Source organism: Stenotrophomonas maltophilia, assembly GCF_013464485.1.
Lineage (GTDB): Bacteria > Pseudomonadota > Gammaproteobacteria > Xanthomonadales > Xanthomonadaceae > Stenotrophomonas > Stenotrophomonas maltophilia_AW.
In genome coordinates this window covers 31,233-52,731 of sequence record NZ_RAUX01000014.1, presented here as the reverse complement: position 1 = coordinate 52,731, position 21,499 = coordinate 31,233, and the positions used below count along the sequence as shown (strand labels likewise).

The window sequence follows — 21,499 nt, the reverse complement described above, 5'->3', positions numbered from 1 at the left end:
ATGGCAGAGCAAGCATCCTTCATCGACCGACTCTCCGCACGTTTCGCTGGTGCCAAGGTCATCGTGGTCGAACCCCGCGGCGAAGTGACGCTGGAGGTGCCTGCCGCCGAGTGGCATGCCACCGCGCTGGCGCTGCGTGACGAGTTTGGTTTCGAGCAGGCCGTGGATCTCTGCGGCGTCGACTACCTTGGTTATGGCTCCGACGAATGGGACACCGCCGACGTGTCCTCGCAGGGCTTCAGCCGTGGCGTCGAAGGCAAGGCCCAGGGCCGCTTCGCGTGGGGTGAGTTCCCCACCGAGGAAAATGGCGCCGACGGTGCCAGCCCGCAGCACATGCCGACCCAGCGCTTCGCCGTGGTCGCCCAGCTGCGCTCGTACCAGCACAACCTGATGATGCACCTGCGCTGCTTCGCCCCTGACGAAGCGCTGCCGGTGGTGTCCTCGCTGACCAGCATCTGGCCGGGCCTGAACTGGTTCGAGCGCGAAGCGTTCGACCTGTACGGCGTGATCTTCGAAGGCCACCCGGACCTGCGCCGGATCCTGACCGACTACGGTTTCGTCGGCCATCCGTTCCGCAAGGACTTCCCGCTGATCGGCAATGTCGAAGTCCGCTACGACGAAGAAAAGAAGCGCGTGATCTACGAACCGGTCACCTCGGTGGAGCCGCGCGTCGGCGTGCCGCGCGTGATCCGCGACGACGCCCGTCTGCAGACCGCAGAAGGTGAGCGCGCGCAGGAGGCAGTGAAGTGAGCCACGTACACCAGGCCGGCGAAGCATTCGCCAGCAACGCCGCCGAGAGCCGGCAGGAAATCCGCAACTACACCATGAACTTCGGCCCGCAGCATCCGGCCGCTCACGGTGTGCTGCGCCTGATCCTGGAAATGGACGGCGAAACCATCATGCGCGCCGACCCGCACGTGGGTCTGCTGCACCGTGGTACCGAAAAGCTGGCCGAGTCCAAGCCGTTCAACCAGTCGATCGGCTACATGGATCGCCTGGATTACGTGTCGATGATGTGCAACGAGCACGCCTACGTGCGCGCGATCGAGACCCTGATGGGTATCGAAGCGCCGGAGCGTGCGCAGTACATCCGCACCATGTACGACGAAATCACCCGCATCCTCAACCACCTGATGTGGCTGGGCTCCAACGCACTCGACCTGGGTGCGATGGCGGTGATGCTGTACGCCTTCCGCGAGCGCGAAGAGCTGATGGACTGCTATGAAGCGGTCTCCGGCGCGCGCATGCACGCGGCGTACTACCGTCCGGGCGGTGTCTACCGCGACCTGCCGGACCACATGCCGAAGTACAAGGAATCGCGCTGGCACAAGGGCAAGGCGCTGAAGCAGCTCAATGCTTCGCGCGAAGGCTCGCTGCTGGACTTCCTGGAGAACTTCACCGTCGAGTTCCCCAAGCGCATTGATGAATACGAAACCCTGCTGACCGACAACCGTATCTGGAAGCAGCGTACGGTCGGCATCGGCGTGGTCAGCCCGGAACTGGCCCATCAGTGGGGCATGACCGGCGTGATGCTGCGCGGCTCGGGCGTTGCCTGGGACCTGCGCAAGAAGCGTCCGTACGCCAAGTACGATGCCGTCGATTTCGACATCCCGCTGGGCAAGGAAGGCGACTGCTACGACCGTTACCTGGTCCGCGTTGCCGAAATGCGCGAATCCAACCGCATCATCAAGCAGTGCGTGGCGTGGCTGAAGGCCAACCCGGGCCCGGTGATGGTGAAGAACTTCAAGGTCGCTCCGCCCAAGCGCGAGGACATGAAGGACGACATGGAAGCGCTGATCCACCATTTCAAGCTGTTCAGCGAAGGCTACTGCGTGCCGGCCGGCGAGACCTACTCGGCGGTGGAAGCCCCGAAGGGCGAGTTCGGCTGCTACCTGGTCTCCGATGGCGCCAACAAGCCGTTCCGCGTGCACCTGCGTGCACCGGGCTTCGCCCACCTGTCCTCGATCGATTCGATCGTGCGCGGCCACATGCTGGCCGACGTGGTGGCGATGATCGGTACCTACGACCTGGTGTTCGGCGAGGTTGACCGGTAATGCCGTCCGCCACGCCAACGCCCGCTGCAGGCAGCCGGCGCAAGCCGGCGCCGCAGTTTCTGGAATTTCACGTTATGCATTTCGCTGAGGTCGGCCGATGAAGGCGACAGGTAATTTCGAGGCGGCGCGCGACGTCGACCCGATGGTGGTGCTGAGCGACAAGACCCGCGCTCACATCGATCACTGGCTGTCCAAGTTCCCGCCGGACCGCAAGCGCTCTGCCGTGCTGCAGGGCCTGCATGCGGCCCAGGAGCAGAACGAGGGTTGGCTGACCGACGAGCTGATCGCCGGCGTGGCCAAGTACCTTGATCTGCCGCCGGTGTGGGCCTACGAGGTCGCCAGCTTCTACTCGATGTTCGAGACCGAGAAGGTGGGCCGCAACAACGTGGCCATCTGCACCAACATCAGCTGCTGGCTCAATGGCGCCGAGGACATCGTCCGCCATTGCGAGAAGAAGCTGGGCATCAAGCACGGTGAATCGACCCCTGACGGCCGCGTCTACCTCAAGCGCGAGGAAGAGTGCCTGGCCGGCTGCGGTGGCGCGCCGATGATGGTCATCAACGGTCACTACCATGAGCGTCTGACCCTGGAAAAGGTCGACGAGCTGCTGGACGGGCTGGAGTAAGGGCATGGCACATCACCACGAATCCAAGGGTCCGGTCGGCCCCGCGCCGCTGCCGCACCAGGTGGTCTATACCACCCTGCATTACGACACCCCGTGGTCGTACGAAAGCTACCTGAAGACCGGTGGCTACGCTGCCCTGCGCAAGATCCTCGAAGAGAAGATCCCGCCGGAGCAGGTCATCGAGATGGTCAAGGCCTCGGGCCTGCGCGGCCGCGGTGGCGCCGGCTTCCCGACCGGCCTGAAGTGGTCCTTCATGCCCAAGGGCAACATGCAGAAGTACATCCTCTGCAACTCGGACGAATCCGAGCCGGGCACCTGCAAGGACCGCGACATCCTGCGCTACAACCCGCATTCGGTGGTGGAAGGCATGGCGATCGCCTGCTACGCCACCGGCTCGACCGTGGGCTACAACTACCTGCGCGGTGAATTCCACCACGAGCCGTTCGAACACTTCGAGCAGGCCCTGGCCGACGCCTATGCGAACGGCTGGCTGGGCAAGAACGTGATGGGCTCGGGCGTGGACATCGACATCTACGGCGCGCTGGGCGCCGGCGCGTACATCTGCGGCGAAGAAACCGCGCTGATGGAATCGCTGGAAGGCAAGAAGGGCCAGCCGCGCTACAAGCCGCCGTTCCCGGCCAACTTCGGCCTCTACGGCAAGCCGTCGACGATCAACAACACCGAAACCTATGGTTCGGTGCCGGCGATCATCCGCAACGGTCCGGAATGGTTCAAGGGCCTGAGTCTGACCGCCAACGGCGGTCCGAAGTGCTTCTCGGTGTCCGGCTGCGTGCAGAACGGTGGCAACTTCGAAGTGCCGCTGGGCACCAAATTCCACGATCTGCTGGAAATGGCCGGTGGTCTGCGTCCGGGCCGCACCCTGAAGGGCGCGATCCCGGGCGGTGTGTCGATGCCGGTGCTGACCGCGGCCGAGCTGAAGGACCTGCCGATGGACTACGACACCATCCGTGCGCTGGGCTCCGGCCTGGGTTCGGGTGCGATCGTGGTGCTCGACGACAGCGTGTGCTGCGTCAAGTTCGCCTGCCGCATCAGCCAGTTCTTCCACAAGGAATCCTGCGGCCAGTGCACCCCGTGCCGTGAAGGTACCGGCTGGATGCACCGCGTGCTGGAGCGCATCGTCGCCGGCAAGGCCACGATGGAAGACCTGCACCAGCTGAAGGCGGTGGCCGGCCAGATCGAAGGCCACACCATCTGTGCGTTCGGTGAAGCGGCTGCATGGCCCATCCAGGGCTTCCTGCGCCAGTTCTGGGATGAGTTCGAGTACTACATCGTCAACGGTCATTCGATGGTTGACGGCAAGAAGGTGGAGGCAGCCGCTGCATGAGCGCGCAACCCGTTAATCCGAGCGTCCCACCCGATCACGTCACCATCGAGATCGATGGCAAGTCGCTGGTCGTGCCCAAGGGCTCGATGATCATCCAGGCCGCCGACAAGGCCGGCATCTCCATTCCGCGCTTCTGCTACCACGAGAAGCTGCCGATCGCCGCCAACTGCCGCATGTGCCTGGTGGACGTGGAGAAGTCGCCGAAGCCGGCGCCGGCCTGTGCCACCCCGGTGATGGATGGCATGAAGGTCGCCACCCGCAGCGAGAAGGCACTGAAGTTCCAGCGTTCGGTGATGGAGTTCCTGCTCATCAACCACCCGCTGGACTGCCCGATCTGCGATCAGGGCGGCGAGTGTGAGCTGCAGGACGTGTCGCTGGGCTATGGCCGTTCGGTCAGCCGCTTCAACGAGCGCAAGCGCGTGGTGCCGGACGAGGACATGGGCCCGCTGGTCGCCACCGAGATGACCCGCTGCATCCAGTGCACCCGCTGCGTCCGCTTCACCGCCGACGTTGCCGGTACCTACGAACTGGGTGGCATGTACCGCGGTGAGAACCTGCAGATCGGTACCTTCGACGGCAAGCCGCTGACCACCGAGCTGTCCGGCAACGTCGTCGACGTGTGCCCGGTCGGCGCGTTGACCAACAAGGTGTTCCAGTTCCGCGCCCGCCCGTGGGAACTGACCGCGCGCGAGTCGCTGGGTTACCACGACGCGATGGGTTCGAACCTGTTCCTGCACGTGCGTCGCGGCGAAGTGCTGCGCACCGTGCCGCGCGACAACGAAGCGGTGAACGAGTGCTGGCTGTCCGACCGTGACCGCTACTCGCACCAGGGCCTGTACAGCGAAGACCGTGCGGTCAAGCCGCTGCGCAAGGTCAATGGCGAGTGGAAGGAAGTGAGCTGGGCCGAAGGCCTGGCCGCGGCTGCCGAGATCCTCAAGGCGAACCAGGGCGACAACCTGGGCGTGCTGGTGCACCCGTCCACCTCGAACGAGGAAGGCGCGCTGCTGGCCCGCCTGGCCAAGGGCCTGGGCTCGAGCAACATCGATCACCGCATCAACAACCGCGATTTCTCCGACGCCGCCACCGCCGAAGTGTTCGGCCTGCCGCTGGCCGAAATCGAAGGCGCCGACCGCATCGTCGTTCTGGGCAGCAACATCCGCCACGAACTGCCGCTGCTGCACGCCCGCCTGCGCAAGGCGCAGACCACCAAGGGCGCGAAGATCCACGTCATCAACCCCGTTGATTTCGACTTCGCCTTCGGCATCGCCGGCAAGCAGATCGTCGCACCGTCGAAGTTCGTCGAAGCGCTGGCCAACGCCGAGCTGCGTTCGGCCGTGCAGGGCGGCAACAACACCGTGCTGATCATCGGTGGCATCGCCGAGAACCACCCGCAGGCTGCCGCGATCCGCGCTGCTGCGCGTGACTTCGCTGCCGCCACTGGTGCCAAGCTGTGCCGCATCCCGCAGGGCGCCAATGCCGTGGGCCTGACCCGCGCCGGCGTGCTGCCGGCCGGCAAGGACGTGGCCGCCATGCTGGCGCAGCCGCGCCAGGCCTATGTGGTGTACGGCCTGGAGCCGGGTCTGGACTTCGCCGACGCCCCCGCCGCGCGCAAGGCGCTGGTCGGTGCCAAGGTGGTGGCCTTCAGCCAGTTCGCCTGCGTGTCCACCCGCGACGTGGCCGACGTGATCCTGCCGATCGGTGCGCTGCCGGAAATCGACGCCACCCTGACCAACCTCGATGGTCGCGAGCAGTCGGCCCGTGCCGGCGGCAAGCTGCCGGGCGAGGCGCGTGAAGGCTGGCGCGTGCTGCGCGCACTGGGCGGCGAAATGGCGCTGGCCGGTTTCGACTTCACCGACCTGGCCGGCCTGCGTGCCAGCCTGGCCCCGGTGTCGGTCGACGTCGCCGCTTCGGCCCAGCCGGCGGTTGCCGGTGAAGGCCTGGAAGTGGCTTCGACCGCCGCCATCTACCGCACCGATGCGGTGGTCCGTCGCGCCCCGGCGCTGCAGTCGCATCCGCTCAACAACGCCCCGCGCATCGTGCTGAATGCTGAAGATGCCGCTCGCCTGCAGCTGCAGGAAGGGCAGATGGCCAAGGTCGGCACCGATGCCGGCAAGGCCACCCTGCCGGTGGTGGTCGACGCCCGCGTCGCTGTGGGTTCGGTCTGGATTGAATCGGGCCACGGCGCGACCGCGCCGCTGGGTGCCGCTCGCGTATCGGTGGTGGCTGCATGAACGAATTGCTGTTGAACGCGGTCGACCCGCTGCACCAGTGGCTGCTTGGCCTCGGTGATATCGGTGCGCTGATCTGGATCATCCTGAAGATCCTGGTGATCGCCGTGCCGGTGATCGTCTCGGTGGCCTTCTACGTGGTCTGGGAACGCAAGCTGATCGGCTGGATGCACGTCCGCCACGGCCCGATGTACGTGGGCATGGGCATCTTCCAGGCCTTCGCCGACGTCTTCAAGCTGCTGTTCAAGGAAGTGGTCCAGCCGAGCAGCGCCAACAAGGCGATCTATCTGCTGGCACCGCTGATCACCCTGGCCCCGGCCTTCGCGGCCTGGTCGGTGGTCCCCTTCGATTCGCAGATCGTGCTGTCCAACGCAAACGCCGGCCTGCTGTACCTGCTGGCGATGACCTCGCTGGGCATCTACGGCATCATCCTGGCCGGTTGGGCATCGAACTCGAAGTACGCGTTCCTGGGTGCGATGCGCGCCTCGGCGCAGATGATCAGCTACGAAATCGCCATGGGCTTCGCCCTGGTCGGCGTGATGATCGCCGCCGGCAGCCTGAACCTGAGCAACATCGTGATGGCGCAGGCCGGTAATTCCGGTTTCTTCGACTGGTTCCTGCTGCCGCTGTTCCCGCTGTTCGTCATCTACTGGGTGTCGGGCGTTGCCGAAACCAACCGCGCGCCGTTCGACGTGGTGGAAGGTGAATCGGAAATCGTCGCCGGTCACATGGTCGAGTACTCCGGCGGTGCGTTCGCCCTGTTCTTCCTGGCCGAATACGCGAACATGATCCTGATCAGCTTCCTGATCTCGATCTTCTTCCTCGGTGGCTGGCTGAGCCCGATCCAGGGCTGGGTTGATCTGGGCAACGTCTCGCCGCTGGTCGACTGGATCTGGAAGGGCGGTGCGCCGTGGCTGTTCGTCAAGGTGTTCTTCTTCGCCAGTGCCTACATCTGGTTCCGTGCCAGCTTCCCGCGCTTCCGCTATGACCAGATCATGCGCCTGGGCTGGAAGGTCTTCATTCCGCTGGCCATTCTGTGGATCGCGGTTACCGCCGTCATGGTGTTCTTCGGCGTGATTCAAAAGGGCGTCTAAGTGATGAACAGGATTACCCATTACTTCAAGAGCCTGCTGCTGCTCGAACTGCTGGCCGGCCTTTGGCTGACGCTGAAGTACAGCTTCAAGCCGAAGTACACGATGATGTACCCGATGGAGAAGTTCCCGCAGTCGCCGCGCTTCCGTGGCCTGCACGCACTGCGCCGTTATCCCAACGGCGAAGAGCGCTGCATTGCCTGCAAGCTGTGCGAAGCGGTGTGCCCGGCCCTGGCCATCACCATCGACTCGGCCAAGCGCGAGGACGGCACCCGCCGTACCACCCGCTACGACATCGACCTGTTCAAGTGCATCTTCTGCGGCTTCTGTGAGGAAAGCTGCCCGGTGGACTCGATCGTCGAAACCCACATCCTCGAGTACCACTTCGAGAACCGTGGCGAAAACATCGTTACCAAGCCGCAGCTGCTGGCCCTTGGCGATCGTCTCGAGAACGAGATCGCCGAGCGTCGTGCCGCCGATGCCGCTTACCGCTGAGGTCGAGAGATGGATTGGGTAAATATCGCTTTCTGGGTGTTCGCCATCGCGGCAACGGTTTCGGCCGGTGCGGTGATCAGCGTGCGCAACCCGGTGCACGCCGTGCTGTGCCTGGTGCTGACCTTCTTCTCCATTGCCTGCGTGTGGCTGCTGGTGGGCGCCGAGTTCCTCGGCGTGGCGCTGGTGCTGGTCTACGTCGGCGCGGTGATGGTGCTGTTCCTGTTCGTGGTGATGATGCTGGACATCGACCCCACCAAGATGCGTGAAGGCTGGGTGCGCTACCTGCCGGTCGGCCTGATCGTGGCCGTGGCGATGCTGGTGCAGATGCTGATCCTGATCGGCGTGAAGGGCAGGGCGGTCAACCCGTTCCCGGCCGACAACGCCGCTGCGATCGCCGCCGACACCTCCAACATCACCTGGCTGGCGCGCACGCTGTTCACCGAATACCTGCTGCCGTTCGAGTTCGCCGCCGTCATCCTGACCGTGGCCGTGGTCGCCGCCGTGATGCTGACCTTGCGTCGCCGCACCGGCGTGAAGAGCCAGAACCCGGGCGAGCAGACCATGGTCAAGGCCGACCAGCGCCTGCGCATGGTCAAGATGGATGCCGAACAGCCGGTGATCCACAGCAACACCACTCCGGCCACGGGCGAAGAGGAGACCAAGGCATGATCACTCTGGGCCACATCCTCGCGCTGGGCGCGGTGCTGTTCGCCATCAGCCTGGCCGGCATCTTCCTCAACCGGAAGAACGTCATCGTCCTGCTGATGTCGATCGAACTGATGCTGCTGTCGGTGAACATCAACTTCGTCGGCTTCTCGCGTCAGCTGGGCGATCCGTCCGGCCAGCTGTTCGTGTTCTTCATCCTGACCGTCGCCGCCGCGGAAGCCGCCATCGGCCTGGCGATCCTGGTGACCCTGTTCCGTACCCGCCGCACGATCAATGTCGGCGAAGTCGATTCGCTGAAGGGCTGATCCACAGATGGAAATCACTCTCTCCAAGAGTCTGTTGATCGCAGTGGTGCTTGCACCGCTGTTCGGCAGCATCATCGCCGGCCTGTTCGGTCGCCAGGTCAAGCGCTTCGGCGCGCAGACCATCACCATCCTCGGCGTCGCGGTAGCCTGCGGCCTGTCGATGTACACGTTCTACCAGCTGATGTGGGGCGGCGCGCAGCCGTTCAACCAGAACATCTACACGTTCTTCGAGGTTGGCCAGTACTCGGCCCACGTCGGCTTCATGGTCGACAAGCTGACCGCGATGATGATGGTGGTGGTGACCTTCGTGTCGCTGCTGGTCCACATCTACACGATCGGCTACATGCAGGACGACCCGGGCTACCAGCGGTTCTTCAGCTACATCTCGCTGTTCACCTTCTCGATGCTCACCCTGGTGATGAGCAACAACTTCCTGCAGCTGTTCTTCGGCTGGGAAGCGGTGGGCCTCGTTTCGTACCTGCTGATCGGCTTCTGGTTCAAGCGCCCGACCGCGATCTTCGCCAACATGAAGGCGTTCCTGGTCAACCGCGTCGGTGACTTCGGCTTCCTGCTGGGCATCGCCGGTGTGCTGTGGGTGTTCGGCACCCTGGACTACTCGCAGGTGTTCTCGCAGGCCGGCATGCTGGCTGACCCGCGCGCCCAGCTGCAGATCTGGGACGGGACGATCCTGGGCATGCAGCTGCTGAACGAGCCGGTGATCTGGTCGATCGCCACCGTCATCTGCATCTGCCTGTTCATCGGCGCCATGGGCAAGTCGGCCCAGGTCCCGCTGCACGTGTGGCTGCCGGACTCGATGGAAGGCCCGACCCCGATCTCGGCGCTGATCCACGCCGCGACGATGGTGACCGCCGGTATCTTCATGGTCACCCGCATGTCGCCGCTGTTCGAGCTGTCGCAGACCGCGCTGAACTTCATCCTCTTCATCGGTGCCACCACCGCGTTCTTCACCGGCCTGATCGGCATCGTGCAGAACGACATCAAGCGCGTCGTCGCGTACTCCACGCTGTCGCAGCTGGGCTACATGACCGTCGCCCTGGGCGTGTCGGCCTACTCGGCCGCCGTGTTCCACCTGATGACCCACGCCTTCTTCAAGGCCCTGCTGTTCCTGGGCGCCGGCTCGGTCATCATCGCGATGCACCACGAGCAGGACATGCGCAAGATGGGCGGCCTGCGCAAGTACATGCCGATCACCTTCATCACCATGTGGATCGGCACGCTGGCACTGGTCGGTACGCCGTTCTTCTCCGGCTTCTACTCGAAGGACACCATCATCGAGGCCGCTGAGATCCATGCCCACATCCAGAACAGCTGGGTGGCGACCTATGGTTACTGGGCAGTGCTGGGTGGCGTGCTGATCACCAGCTTCTACAGCTTCCGCCTGCTGTTCATGACCTTCCATGGCAAGGAGCGCTTCCGTGACGCGCACCACGATGACCATGGACATGATGACCACCATGCCGCCGACGCACACCACGCTGATGCGCATGACGACCACGGCCATGGCCACGGTCCGCATGAGCCGCACGAAACCCCGTGGGTGGTGACCCTGCCGCTGATCCTGCTGGCCATCCCATCGATCGCCATCGGCTTCTTCAGCATCGGCCCGATGCTGCACGGCACCGACTGGGCCGGCCACCATGCGCACGAAGCGATCAAGGGCCAGGCGCAGACGTTCTTCAGCGGCATCGTGCACTTCTACGATCCGGCCAAGAACACTGTCGGGTTCCTGGGTGAGGAATTCCATGGCCCGGTGGCGTTTGCACTGCACGGCATGATGCTGCCGCCGTTCTGGCTGACCCTGGCGGGCTTCCTGCTGGCCGCGCTGTTCTACCTGTGGAAGCCGGACCTGTCGGGCAAGGCGCGCAAGACCTTCGCCCCGATCGTTTCGGTGCTGGAAAACAAGTACGGCTTCGACAAGCTGTGGATCGATGGCTTTGCCGGTGGCAGCGTGAAGCTGGGCAAGGTCTCGCGCTGGATCGACAGCAACATCGTCGACGGCGTGGTCAATCTCTCGGCACGTGTTGTGGACGTTGCAGCCGGCGTGCTGCGTCGTACCCAATCCGGTTTCCTCTATCACTACGCCTTCGCGATGATCATCGGCCTGATTGCCCTGCTGGGCGTGCTGATGCATTACCTGCGTTGATGACCTGTACGGAATAAGAAGACGTGTCGAACTGGCCTCTACTCAGTGTCCTCATCTGGCTGCCGATCATCGGTGGCGCCCTGATCCTTGCGATCCGTGATGCACAGACTGCCCGCTGGGCGTCGCTGGGCGTCGCGGTGCTCACCTTCGTTGCAAGCCTCTCGCTGCTGAGTGGCTACAACGCGGGCATCGACGGTCTGCAGTTCGTCGAGACCCATGCCTGGATCCCGGCGTACAAGATCGGCTACAACCTGGGCGTGGACGGCATCGCCGTGGCGCTGATCCTGCTGACCACGCTGGTCAGCGTGCTTGCCCTGATCGGCGCCTGGAGCGCCATCGACAAGCGCGTGAACCAGTACGTTGCCGCCTTCCTGATCCTGGAAGGCGTCACCGTCGGCATCTTCGCCGCGACGGACGCGATGCTGTTCTACGTGTTCTTCGAAGCGATGCTGATCCCGATGTTCCTGATCATCGGTGTATGGGGCGGCCCGCGCCGCATCTATGCCGCGCTGAAGTTCTTCCTGTACACCTTCCTCGGCTCGGTGCTGATGCTGGTGGCGCTGATCTACCTGTACATGAAGGGCGGCAGCTTCCAGCTGGCCGACCTGTACGCGCTGCCGCTGTCGGCCAAGGAACAGACCTGGATCTTCTTCGCCTTCCTGATCGCCTTCGCGGTCAAGGTGCCGATGTTCCCGGTCCACACCTGGCTACCGGATGCACACGTGGAAGCGCCGACCGCCGGTTCGGTGATCCTGGCCGCGATTGCGCTGAAGATCGGTGGCTACGGCTTCCTGCGCTTCAACCTGCCGATCGTCCCGGACGCGTCGCAGGAATGGGCCTGGCTGGTGATCGCGCTGTCGCTGATCGCGGTGATCTACGTTGGCCTGGTCGCCCTGGTGCAGGACGACATGAAGAAGCTGATCGCCTATTCGTCGATCGCGCACATGGGCTTCGTCACCCTGGGCACCTTCATCGCCCTGTGGCTGGTGCGTGAAGCCGGCAACGCCGATGCCGCCCGCCTGGGCCTGCAGGGCGCCATGGTGCAGATGATCTCGCACGGCTTCGTGTCCGGCGCGATGTTCTCCTGCGTCGGCGTACTGTACGACCGCATGCACAGCCGCCGCATCGCCGATTACGGCGGCGTGGTCAACGTAATGCCGTGGTTCGCCACCTTCGCCATGCTGTTCTTCATGGCCAACGCGGGCCTGCCGGGCACCAGCGGTTTCGTCGGCGAGTTCATGGTCATCCTGTCGGCCTTCCAGCGTAATCCGTGGATCGCACTGGGCGCGGCTACCACGCTGATCATCGGCGCCGCCTACACCCTGTGGCTGTACAAGCGCATCTTCTTCGGCGAAGTGGCCAACAGCCACGTGGCCGAACTGAAGGACATCAACGGCCGCGAATGGCTGGTGCTGGGCGTGTTCGCCATCGGCGTGCTGGCCCTGGGCATCTACCCCAAGCCGTTGACCGACCTGATGGAGCCCTCGATCGCGAAGCTGGCGATGCAGATCGCATCCAGCAAGCTGCTGTAATTCCAGGATTTGATGATGACCACCTCGCCGCTGCTGCCATTGACCGCCGCTGACCTGCCACCGCTCGCTCCCGAGCTGGTGCTGATCGGCAGCGCCTTCGCTCTGATGATCCTTGACCTGTTCGTCAGCAACCGGAACAAGATCGTCACCCACCTGTTCTCGCTCGCTGCGCTGGCCGTGGTGCTGTTCATGCTGGCCACCGGTGTGGGCGGGCAGGGGGAGGTCTTCCATGGCATGTTCGTGCGCGATACCGCCGCGGACGTGATGAAGACCGGGATCGTGCTGCTCAGCGGCCTGACCCTGGTCTATGGCTGGCGTTACCTGCGTGACCGCAACCTGTTCCAGGGCGAGATCCCGGTGCTGATCCTGTTCGGCACCGCCGGCATGATGATCCTGGTGTCGGCCGGCAGCCTGCTGATGGTCTACCTGGGCCTGGAACTGCTGGCGCTGTGCTCCTACGCCCTGGTCGCCAGCAACCGCGAAAACGGCCTGGCCTCGGAAGCGGCGATGAAGTACATCGTGCTCGGCTCGCTGGCCTCGGGCCTGCTGCTGTACGGCATGTCGCTGATCTACGGCGCCACCGGCAGCCTGCACCTGGACGTCATCCGTGACGCCATCCCGCACTCGGAAGAGCGCGTGCTGCTGATCACCGGTGCGGTGTTCATGATCGCCGGCGTTGCCTTCAAGCTGGGTGCCGCGCCGTTCCACATGTGGCTGCCGGACGTGTACCAGGGTGCCCCGGCACCGATCGCGCTGTTCATCAGCTCCGCGCCGAAGCTGGCCGCCTTCGGCATGGCCTACCGCCTGCTGGAAATGGGCGTGGGCCCGCTGTCGACCGAACTGCAGCTGCTGATCGCCGGCCTGGCCGCCGTGTCGCTGGTCATCGGCAACCTGATGGCCATCGCGCAGAGCAACCTCAAGCGCATGCTGGCGTTCTCCACCGTCTCGCACATCGGCTTCCTGCTGATGGGCATCGCCGGTGGCGGTTCGCAGGGCTATGCCGCCGCGCTGTTCTACGCACTGGCCTACGCCATCATGTCCACCGCCGCCTTCGGAGCGATCATCGCGCTGTCGCGTGCCGGCTTTGAAGCCGAGAACATCGAGGACTTCAAGGGCCTGAACGCCCGCAACCCGTGGATGGCCGGCCTGGTGCTGTGCATCATGGCGTCGCTGGCCGGCATTCCGCCGTTCCTGGGCTTCTGGACCAAGCTGGCCGTGCTCGGCGCTGCCGTCAACGGCGGCCTGCTGTGGCTGGCCATCCTTGGTGTGTTGTGCGCTGTGGTCGGTTGCTTCTACTACCTGCGCGTCATCAAGGTCATGTACTTCGATGAGCCGGTGGGCGAGGCCATGCCGCGCAACAACGACCGCGTGCTGGGCGTGGTGCTGGGCGTGAATGCCCTGGCGCTGCTGGCGCTGGGCCTGGCCTGGAACCCGATCATGGTCTGGTGCCAGCAGGCATTTGCGCATCTTGCATAAAAGTTGACACAAAGCTGCGCGATTCGTGTAATATGCGCAGCCTGAGTTGTCACTGCAGCGGTTCAGCCAGAACATCGTTGCGGTAGCCCTCCTCAATAGAGCAGGGCAGCAGTTCAAACACTTCCGGTGCGGGGTGGAGCAGTCTGGCAGCTCGTCGGGCTCATAACCCGAAGGTCGCAGGTTCAAATCCTGCCCCCGCTACCAAGTAAAGAGATCGCCTTCGAAGCCCTGCTTCGGAGGCGTTTTTCTTTGGGGGCCGCTTCGTTTCCGTCTGATTGGGGTCAGATCCCTTTTCCACGGGAAAAGGGATCTGACCCCAGGTCCCGCACCTTGCACCAGTGCGGTGCAGCCGCTATCATCAGCGGCCTAGCAGTACCCCTGAAGGCGGCCTCCCGGCGGGAGTCCGGACCCGGAAGGAGGGCCGCAACCGGCAGGCAATGCAGGTTGCAACCGGAATCCAGTCACCGGAGTCTTTCCGGAAAAGGGGCCCAGCGGGCCCTTTGTCGTTTCCGGGGCGTCATGTTTTCACGCCGGCCAAGGCCGGCACCCAACCAAGAGATCAAGGCAGGCTGTGAGCGACAAGGCAACCGACATCGCGAATCTGCTCGCCCCGACCGTTGTGTCGCTGGGCCTGGAGCTGCTGGGCGTTGAGTATCTGCCGGCCCCCGGCGGTGCGACCCTGCGCCTTTACATCGACGTGCCGCTGGCTGAACAGCCCGAGCGCATCATCAATGTCGACGACTGCGAGCGGGTCAGCCGCGAAGTGTCGGCGCAGCTGGACGTCGAGGACCCGATCAGTGGCAATTACACGCTGGAAGTGTCCTCGCCGGGCGTGGATCGCCCGCTGTTCAACCTGGAGCAGTTCGCCCGCCACCAGGGTGAATCGGCCAAGGTCACGCTGAAGCTGCCGCAGGATAACCGTCGTCGCCTGCAGGGCCGTATCGAGGCGACCGACGAGGCCGCAGGCACCATCACCTTCAGCGTCGACAAGAGCGAAGTGGTGGTGTCGGCCGACAACATCGACAAGGCACGGATCATGCCCGACTGGGTGGCGCTGGGGCTGGCCCCGAGCAAGCCGACCGGTCCGGCACCGAAGCGTCCGAAGCCGAACACGAATTCTTCTTCCAACGAGCCGGCGGCAAAGAAGCCGCGCGCGGAGTGAGCCAATGAGCAAGGAACTGTTGCTGGTAGTCGACGCGGTCGCCAACGAGAAGGGCGTGCCGCGTGAAGTGATCTTCGATGCCATTGAGGCCGCCCTGGCCTCGGCAGCGAAGAAGCGCTATCCCGACGAGGAAGTGCTGACCCGCGTGGTCATCGACCACAAGGATGGCAGCTACGAAACCTACCGCCGCTGGGAAGTGGTGGCCGATGACGTGGTCATGGAATCGCCGGACCGCCAGATCCGCCTGATGGATGCCGTCGATGAAGCCGAAGGCGTGGACGTCGGCGACTACATCGAAGAGCAGATCGAGAACCCGGACTTCGGCCGCATCGCCGCCCAGGCCGCCAAGCAGGTCATCGTCCMGCGCGTGCGCGAGGCCGAGCGCCAGCAGGTCGTGGATGCGTGGAAGGATCGCGTCGGCGAACTGATCACCGGTGTGGTCAAGCGCGCCGAGCGCGGCAACATCTATGTCGACCTCGGTGGCAACGCCGAAGGTTTCATTCCGAAGGACAAGGGCATTCCGCGCGACGTGCTGCGCGCCGGTGACCGCGTGCGCGGCTACCTGGCCGAAGTCCGTTCGGAACCGCGTGGCCCGCAGCTGTTCATCAGCCGTGCCGCCCCGGAATTCATGATCGAGCTGTTCAAGCTGGAAGTGCCGGAAGTCGGCCAGGGCCTGGTGGAAATCAAGGCCTGTGCCCGCGATCCGGGCGACCGCGCCAAGATCGCCGTGCTCGCCCACGACCAGCGCACCGATCCGATCGGCGCCTGCATCGGCATGCGCGGCTCGCGCGTGCAGGCCGTGTCCAACGAGCTCAATGGCGAGCGCGTGGACATCGTGCTGTGGAACGACAACCCGGCCAACTTCGTCATCAACGCGATGGCGCCGGCCGAAGTGCAGTCGATCATCGTTGATGAAGACAAGCACTCGATGGACCTGGCTGTCGCTGAAGACCGCCTGGCCCAGGCGATCGGCAAGGGAGGCCAGAACGTGCGCCTGGCCAGCCGCCTGACCGGCTGGCAGCTCAACGTGATGACCCAGGACCAGGTCACCGCCAAGTCGGAAGCCGAGCAGGCTTCGGCCCGCCAGCTGTTCATGGACAAGCTGGAAGTGGACGAAGAGATCGCCGGCATCCTGGTCAGCGAAGGCTTCGGCACCGTCGAGGAAATCGCTTATGTCCCGGTCGGCGAACTGCTGGCCGTGGAAGGTTTCGACGAAGACATCGTCGAAGAGCTGCGCGCTCGTGCCCGCGATGCGCTGCTCAATGAGGCCCTGGCAGTCGAAGAAGGCCTTGAAGACGGCCAGCCGGCGCAGGACCTGCTGTCCCTGAAGGGCATGGACGAAGCCACCGCGTATGCGCTGGCCGGCCACGGCGTGCGTACCAGCGAGGACCTGTCCGACCTGGCCGCCGACGAGGTCATGGACTTCGGCATCGAAGGACTGGATCAGGCGCGCGCCGCTGCGCTGATCCTGGCCGCCCGTGCCGAAGAGATCGCCCGACTGGAACGCGGCGAATGAGCCGGCAATGAACAGGGCCCTGAGCCGCTCAGGGCGTAGAATCCGCGCCACCTCCAGATGCGGGGGGGCGCCCACAAGATCATAGGATCCGAATGTCGCAGCAAACCACCATCCGCAAGCTTGCCGAACTGGTCAACACACCGGTCGAAAAACTGCTGGAACAGCTGGCCGGTGCCGGCATGAAGTTCAGCGGTCCCGACCAGGTCGTGACCAGCTCCGAGAAGGTGAAGCTCCTGGGCTTCCTTCGTCGTTCGCACGGCAAGCCCGAGCAGGCCCCGGAAGAGACCGATCAGTCTGCAAAGAAGATCACGCTCAACCGCCGGAAGCAGCAGGAAGTGACGGTCAATTCCGGTCGCAGCAAGACGACCGTGAATGTCGAGGTGCGCCAGAAGCGCACCTACGTCAAGGATGGTGCGCGCGCCATGACGCCGGACGAAGAACGCGCCGACATCCTGCGCAAGCTGGAAGAGTCGCGCGCCCGCAACCTCGCCGAACAGCAGGCGCTGGCCGAGAAAGATCGTCTGCGCGACGAAGCCATCGTCCGTGCCCGTGAGGAAGAGATTGCGGCCAAGGAACGCGCAGAGGCAGAGAAGAAGGCTGCCGAGGAAGCTGCGGCCGCCGCGAAGGCTGCCGAGGCGCTGGCTGCCACCAAGCCCAAGCGCGCTCCGATCGATGAAACCGCGCCGCGCCCGCCGCGTGCTCCAGCCGCCGCTCCGGCTGCGCCGCGCAGTGCGCCGCCGCCGCCGCGCAACGACGACCGCAACAACCGCAGCGCGCCGCGCAACGAGCGTGGCCCGGGCGACCGTTTCGCCGGCCAGATGCACCTGTCGGCTGCCGACCGCGCGCGTCGTGGCAACAGCAACAACAGCAACAGCCGTGGTCGTCCGGGCGGGCGTAACCAAGCGGGTGGCCGTCGCGACATGTCGCGCGGTGGCAACAATGCCGGTCCGCACGCCTTTGAGCGTCCGACTGCGCCGGTGGTGCGTGAAGTGGCGATCGGCGACACGATCACCGTGGCCGACCTGGCGCAGAAGCTCGCGCTGAAGGGCGGCGAGGTGGTCAAGGCGCTGTTCAAGATGGGCGTGATGGCCACCATCACCCAGTCCATCGACCATGACACCGCCGCGCTGGTGACCGAAGAACTCGGCCACAAGGCGATCCGCGCCAACGACAACGATGCCGAAGACGCACTGCTGGCCTCGACCGGTGAAAACCAGGGCGAAGCCACCCAGCGTCCGCCGGTGGTCACCATCATGGGCCACGTCGACCACGGCAAGACCTCGCTGCTGGATTACATCCGCCGCACGAAGGTCGCCACCGGCGAAGCCGGCGGCATCACCCAGCACATCGGTGCCTACCACGTGGATACGCCGAAGGGCGTGATCAGCTTCCTGGATACCCCGGGCCATGCCGCCTTCACCTCGATGCGTGCCCGCGGCGCCAAGCTGACCGACATCGTGGTGCTGGTCGTGGCCGCCGATGACGGCGTCATGCCGCAGACCAAGGAAGCGATCCAGCACGCCCGTTCGGCGGGTGTGCCGCTGATCGTGGCGATCAACAAGATCGACAAGTCCGACGCCGACCCGATGCGGGTCAAGAACGAACTGCTGTCCGAGCAGGTCGTGGCCGAAGACTTCGGTGGTGATACTCAGATGGTGGAGATCTCGGCCAAGACCGGCCTGGGCATCGACGACCTGCTGGACGCCATCTCGATCCAGGCTGAACTGCTGGAACTGAAGGCCGTCGACGAAGGCCGCGCCTCGGGCGTGGTGATCGAATCGTCGCTGGACAAGGGCCGCGGCCCGGTCGCAACCGTGCTGGTGCAGCAGGGCCGCCTGAAGAAGGGCGACTACCTGGTGTGCGGCATCCAGTACGGCCGCGTGCGTGCGCTGTTCGACGAAACCGGCAAGCAGCCGGAGTTCGCGGGCCCGTCCATCCCGGTGCAGGTCCTGGGCCTGTCCGGCGTGCCGGAAGCCGGTGACGACTTCGTGGTCGTAGAGGACGAGCGCCTGGCCAAGGACGTTGCCCAGCAGCGTGAGACCAAGCGCCGTGAATCGCGCCTGGTGGCCACCGCGGGGAGCCGCATGGAAGACATCATGGCGACCCTGGGCAAGGGCGAGGGCCAGCAGGTCCTCAACCTGGTCATCAAGGCCGACGTGCAGGGTTCGGTGCAGGCCCTGAGCCAGGCACTGGTCGCGCTGTCCAATGAAGACATCCGCATCAACGTGATCCACTCCGGCGTGGGCGGCATCACCGAATCGGACGCCAACTCGGCAGCTGCTTCGAAGGCCACCGTCATCGGCTTCAACGTGCGTGCGGATGCTTCGGCCCGTCGCATCATCGAATCCAATGGCGTTGACCTGCGCTACTTCTCGATCATCTATGACGTGATCGACCAGGTGAAGCAGGTGGCCTCCGGTCTGCTGGGCGTAGAGATCCGCGAAGAGATCATCGGTATCGCCGAGGTCCGCGACGTGTTCCGCAGCTCCAAGCTGGGCGCCGTTGCCGGCTCGATGGTCATCGAGGGTGTGGTCAAGCGCAACAAGCCGATCCGCGTGCTGCGCGACAGCGTGGTGATCTTCGAAGGCGAACTGGAATCGCTGCGCCGCTTCAAGGAAAACGTCGAGGAAGTCCGCAACGGTACCGAATGCGGTATCGCGGTGAAGGCCTACAACGACGTCAAGCCGGGTGACCAGATCGAGTGCTTCGAGCGTATCGAAGTGCCGCGCACCCTGTAATGCTGCAAGGGGCCGGTCCTCGCGGACCGGTCCGCCACCCTGGTGGGGCCCGACCTTGGTCGGGCCGCCTTCCCTGGTAGGACCCGACCTTGGTCGGGTCTTCGCCCCTGGTAGGGCCCGACCTTGGTCGGGTCACATTCAAATCAAGAGCCTGACCGCGTGCCCAAGACTTTCCATCGAACCGACCGTGTCTCCGCCCAGCTGCGCCGTGAACTCGGCACCCTGGTGCACAACGCCGTGCGCGAGCATGGGTTGCCCTCGGTGAGCGTGTCCGACGTGGAAATCACCCGCGACATGGCCCATGCCAAGGTATTCGTCACCGCGCTGATGCCGGAGCGTTCGGCCGAAGCCGTGGCCGGCCTGAAGGAGCTGGGCTACCGCCTGCGCATGGACCTGGCCCGTGCGATGAAGCTGCGCCACGTGCCGGAGCTGCATTTCCACTACGACGATTCGGTCGACCGTGGTGAGCACATCGACAACATCCTGCGCGACCTGCCCGATACGCTGGCCGCGGAGAAGCGCCGCGAAAGCGACGAAGAATAAGCCAGCGCCGGGCCCATGCCCGGCGTCTTTTCATTCCGGCAACGCGATGCCTGTGCCGGCCGCGCTGCGGTAGCCGAGCCTGGCTCGGCTCTACACAATCCTGCCATGACCCGAATTCAGTTCCGCCGCCTGGATGGCATCCTGCTGCTCGACAAGTCGACCGGCATGAGCTCCAACGCCGCCCTGCAGGTGGCCCGTCGCCTGTTCCGTGCCGAAAAGGGCGGCCATACCGGCAGCCTTGATCCGCTGGCCACCGGCCTGTTGCCGCTGTGCTTCGGCGAGGCAACCAAGATCGCCGGCCTGCTGCTCGGCTCGGCCAAGGCCTACGACGCCGAGATCATGCTGGGCCAGACCACCGATACCGACGATTCCGAAGGCCAGGTGCTGCTGCAGCGCCCGGTGCCTTCGATCAGTGCCGAGGCCCTGCAGGCGGCGCTGGTGCCGCTGACCGGCAGCATCCGCCAGCGCGCTCCGATCTACTCGGCGCTGAAGCAGGGTGGGGAACCGCTGTATGTGAAGGCCCGTCGTGGTGACGTCATCGAAGCGCCTGAGCGCGAGGTGCAGGTGCATGCCATCGAGGTGCTGGAGCAGCAGCCGGAACGGCTGCGCCTGCGGGTGACCTGCGGCTCGGGCACCTACATCCGCAGCCTGGCCCGCGACCTTGGCGAAAGCCTGGGCTGCGGTGCTCACATCACTGCGCTGCGCCGGCTCTGGGTCGAGCCGTTCCGTGAACCGGCGATGGTCACCCTGGATCAGCTGCGGGCGATGGTCGAGGCAGGTGATGAGGCCGGCATGGACGCGCTGCTGCTGCCGCTGGCGGCCGGGCTGGCGGAATACCCGCGGGTCGACCTCGATGCCGGCCAGGCCCACCGCTTCTGCGTCGGCCAGCGCCAGCGCGACCCGTCCTGGCCGCATGGCCTGGTCGCCGTGTTTGGTCCGGACGATGTTGTCCAGGGGCTGGGGCAGGTCGATGACAGCGGCCTGCTGGCGCCGCAGCGTCGTTTCAACCTCTGACCGGGCCCGGGCGGTTCAGCCCCGGTCCTTGTCCCGGAAGCCCCCGACCGTTACAATTTCGCGGCCGTTTTCCGGCAGCCTGCCTCGCGCAGGTTTCATCCTCGTAGTCCACGGCGAGCCTGGCGGTGCGCGAAGCGCGTTCCTGCCGGCCACGCATCACAGAGAAAAAAGAAATGTCGATTGACACCCAGAAGGTCATTGAAGACAACAAGCGCAGCTCGGCTGACACCGGCTCCCCGGAAGTCCAGGTTGCACTGCTGACCGCCCGCATCGAACTGCTGACCGGCCACTTCAAGACCCACAAGAAGGACCACCACAGCCGCCGCGGCCTGCTGCAGATGGTCAACCGCCGTCGCAGCCTGCTCGACTACCTGAAGAAGAAGGACGTCGAGCGTTACAAGGCCCTGATCGAAAAGCTTGGCCTGCGTCGCTAAGCAACGAATCCCCCGCGGCGCAGCGATGCGCCGCGGTTTTGTTTTGTAGCACCGCAATCCCCGATTCAGGCCGGAACGATCCGGCCACCCGCTGGCGGCAAGGGTCGCCGA

The 21,499-nt window shown here is 64.8% G+C and carries 18 protein-coding genes and 1 tRNA gene; all 19 read left to right on the top strand.

The genetic code is table 11. From position 1 onward, the window contains the following. The 19 genes from D7Y61_RS06815 (at position 1) to rpsO (ending at position 21,388) form a co-directional block, all read left to right on the top strand. On the top strand, positions 1-750 hold the full coding sequence (locus D7Y61_RS06815; protein WP_180865642.1) for an NADH-quinone oxidoreductase subunit C: 750 nt from the start codon (positions 1-3) through the stop codon (positions 748-750). Further along, complete coding sequence (locus tag D7Y61_RS06810) at positions 747-2,054, top strand: NADH-quinone oxidoreductase subunit D (RefSeq protein ID WP_180865641.1); 1,308 nt, start codon at positions 747-749, stop codon at positions 2,052-2,054. The genes D7Y61_RS06815 and D7Y61_RS06810 overlap by 4 nt, the downstream gene beginning before the upstream one ends. Positions 2,055-2,151: 97 nt before the next feature. Beyond that, positions 2,152-2,679, top strand: a complete 528-nt coding sequence (gene nuoE, locus D7Y61_RS06805; protein ID WP_006381132.1) for an NADH-quinone oxidoreductase subunit NuoE — start codon at positions 2,152-2,154, stop codon at positions 2,677-2,679. A 4-nt stretch (positions 2,680-2,683) separates the two neighbouring features. After that, complete coding sequence (gene nuoF / locus D7Y61_RS06800) at positions 2,684-4,024, top strand: NADH-quinone oxidoreductase subunit NuoF (RefSeq protein WP_005410459.1); 1,341 nt, start codon at positions 2,684-2,686, stop codon at positions 4,022-4,024. Next, on the top strand, positions 4,021-6,255 hold the full coding sequence (gene nuoG, locus D7Y61_RS06795) for an NADH-quinone oxidoreductase subunit NuoG (RefSeq protein WP_180865640.1): 2,235 nt from the start codon (positions 4,021-4,023) through the stop codon (positions 6,253-6,255). Before nuoF ends, nuoG begins: the two co-directional genes overlap by 4 nt. Then, positions 6,252-7,346 carry an NADH-quinone oxidoreductase subunit NuoH gene (nuoH, locus tag D7Y61_RS06790; protein ID WP_180865639.1) on the top strand — a complete coding sequence of 365 codons (1,095 nt, stop codon included), beginning with the start codon at positions 6,252-6,254 and terminating at the stop codon, positions 7,344-7,346. The genes nuoG and nuoH overlap by 4 nt, the downstream gene beginning before the upstream one ends. A gap of 3 nt (positions 7,347-7,349) precedes the next feature. After that, complete coding sequence (nuoI, locus tag D7Y61_RS06785) at positions 7,350-7,838, top strand: NADH-quinone oxidoreductase subunit NuoI (RefSeq protein WP_005410456.1); 489 nt, start codon at positions 7,350-7,352, stop codon at positions 7,836-7,838. A gap of 9 nt (positions 7,839-7,847) precedes the next feature. Continuing rightward, positions 7,848-8,507: an NADH-quinone oxidoreductase subunit J gene (locus D7Y61_RS06780; protein WP_180865638.1), complete on the top strand. Its 660-nt coding sequence runs from the start codon at positions 7,848-7,850 to the stop codon at positions 8,505-8,507. Then, complete coding sequence (nuoK, locus tag D7Y61_RS06775) at positions 8,504-8,809, top strand: NADH-quinone oxidoreductase subunit NuoK (RefSeq protein WP_005417921.1); 306 nt, start codon at positions 8,504-8,506, stop codon at positions 8,807-8,809. Before D7Y61_RS06780 ends, nuoK begins: the two co-directional genes overlap by 4 nt. Positions 8,810-8,816: 7 nt before the next feature. Further along, positions 8,817-10,973 (top strand): NADH-quinone oxidoreductase subunit L, encoded by a 2,157-nt coding sequence (gene nuoL, locus D7Y61_RS06770; protein WP_180865637.1) that lies wholly within the window; start codon positions 8,817-8,819, stop codon positions 10,971-10,973. 23 nt (positions 10,974-10,996) lie between these two features. Then, a complete protein-coding gene (locus D7Y61_RS06765; protein ID WP_005410452.1) occupies positions 10,997-12,505 on the top strand; it encodes an NADH-quinone oxidoreductase subunit M in 1,509 nt (502 codons plus the stop codon). A 15-nt stretch (positions 12,506-12,520) separates the two neighbouring features. Then, complete coding sequence (gene nuoN / locus D7Y61_RS06760) at positions 12,521-13,981, top strand: NADH-quinone oxidoreductase subunit NuoN (protein ID WP_180865636.1); 1,461 nt, start codon at positions 12,521-12,523, stop codon at positions 13,979-13,981. A gap of 127 nt (positions 13,982-14,108) precedes the next feature. Next, positions 14,109-14,185: transfer RNA gene (locus D7Y61_RS06755), tRNA-Met, on the top strand. 367 nt (positions 14,186-14,552) lie between these two features. Then, entirely contained in the window at positions 14,553-15,143 is a 591-nt protein-coding gene (rimP, locus tag D7Y61_RS06750; protein WP_180865635.1) for a ribosome maturation factor RimP, read from the top strand. Between the two features lie 4 nt (positions 15,144-15,147). Then, entirely contained in the window at positions 15,148-16,659 is a 1,512-nt protein-coding gene (gene nusA / locus D7Y61_RS06745) for a transcription termination factor NusA (protein WP_180865634.1), read from the top strand. A 92-nt stretch (positions 16,660-16,751) separates the two neighbouring features. Further along, positions 16,752-19,397, top strand: coding sequence for a translation initiation factor IF-2 (infB, locus tag D7Y61_RS06740; RefSeq protein WP_180865633.1), 2,646 nt, complete (start codon positions 16,752-16,754; stop codon positions 19,395-19,397). Between the two features lie 159 nt (positions 19,398-19,556). After that, positions 19,557-19,940, top strand: coding sequence for a 30S ribosome-binding factor RbfA (gene rbfA / locus D7Y61_RS06735; protein ID WP_005410447.1), 384 nt, complete (start codon positions 19,557-19,559; stop codon positions 19,938-19,940). 105 nt (positions 19,941-20,045) lie between these two features. Then, positions 20,046-20,954: a tRNA pseudouridine(55) synthase TruB gene (gene truB, locus D7Y61_RS06730; RefSeq protein WP_180865632.1), complete on the top strand. Its 909-nt coding sequence runs from the start codon at positions 20,046-20,048 to the stop codon at positions 20,952-20,954. A 173-nt stretch (positions 20,955-21,127) separates the two neighbouring features. Beyond that, positions 21,128-21,388 carry a 30S ribosomal protein S15 gene (gene rpsO, locus D7Y61_RS06725; RefSeq protein ID WP_005410445.1) on the top strand — a complete coding sequence of 87 codons (261 nt, stop codon included), beginning with the start codon at positions 21,128-21,130 and terminating at the stop codon, positions 21,386-21,388. The last annotated feature ends 111 nt before the right edge of the window (positions 21,389-21,499 follow it).

What these genes read in the sequence shown, in the direction of transcription:
- D7Y61_RS06815 (WP_180865642.1), top strand. Translation starts at nt 1, where the DNA reads ATGGCAGAGCAAGCATCCTTCATCGACCGACTCTCCGCACGTTTCGCT.
- nuoE (WP_006381132.1), top strand. Translation starts at nt 2,152, where the DNA reads ATGAAGGCGACAGGTAATTTCGAGGCGGCGCGCGACGTCGACCCGATG.
- nuoF (WP_005410459.1), top strand. Translation starts at nt 2,684, where the DNA reads ATGGCACATCACCACGAATCCAAGGGTCCGGTCGGCCCCGCGCCGCTG.
- nuoG (WP_180865640.1), top strand. Translation starts at nt 4,021, where the DNA reads ATGAGCGCGCAACCCGTTAATCCGAGCGTCCCACCCGATCACGTCACC.
- nuoH (WP_180865639.1), top strand. Translation starts at nt 6,252, where the DNA reads ATGAACGAATTGCTGTTGAACGCGGTCGACCCGCTGCACCAGTGGCTG.
- nuoI (WP_005410456.1), top strand. Translation starts at nt 7,350, where the DNA reads ATGAACAGGATTACCCATTACTTCAAGAGCCTGCTGCTGCTCGAACTG.
- D7Y61_RS06780 (WP_180865638.1), top strand. Translation starts at nt 7,848, where the DNA reads ATGGATTGGGTAAATATCGCTTTCTGGGTGTTCGCCATCGCGGCAACG.
- nuoK (WP_005417921.1), top strand. Translation starts at nt 8,504, where the DNA reads ATGATCACTCTGGGCCACATCCTCGCGCTGGGCGCGGTGCTGTTCGCC.
- nuoL (WP_180865637.1), top strand. Translation starts at nt 8,817, where the DNA reads ATGGAAATCACTCTCTCCAAGAGTCTGTTGATCGCAGTGGTGCTTGCA.
- nuoN (WP_180865636.1), top strand. Translation starts at nt 12,521, where the DNA reads ATGACCACCTCGCCGCTGCTGCCATTGACCGCCGCTGACCTGCCACCG.
- infB (WP_180865633.1), top strand. Translation starts at nt 16,752, where the DNA reads ATGTCGCAGCAAACCACCATCCGCAAGCTTGCCGAACTGGTCAACACA.
- truB (WP_180865632.1), top strand. Translation starts at nt 20,046, where the DNA reads ATGACCCGAATTCAGTTCCGCCGCCTGGATGGCATCCTGCTGCTCGAC.
- rpsO (WP_005410445.1), top strand. Translation starts at nt 21,128, where the DNA reads ATGTCGATTGACACCCAGAAGGTCATTGAAGACAACAAGCGCAGCTCG.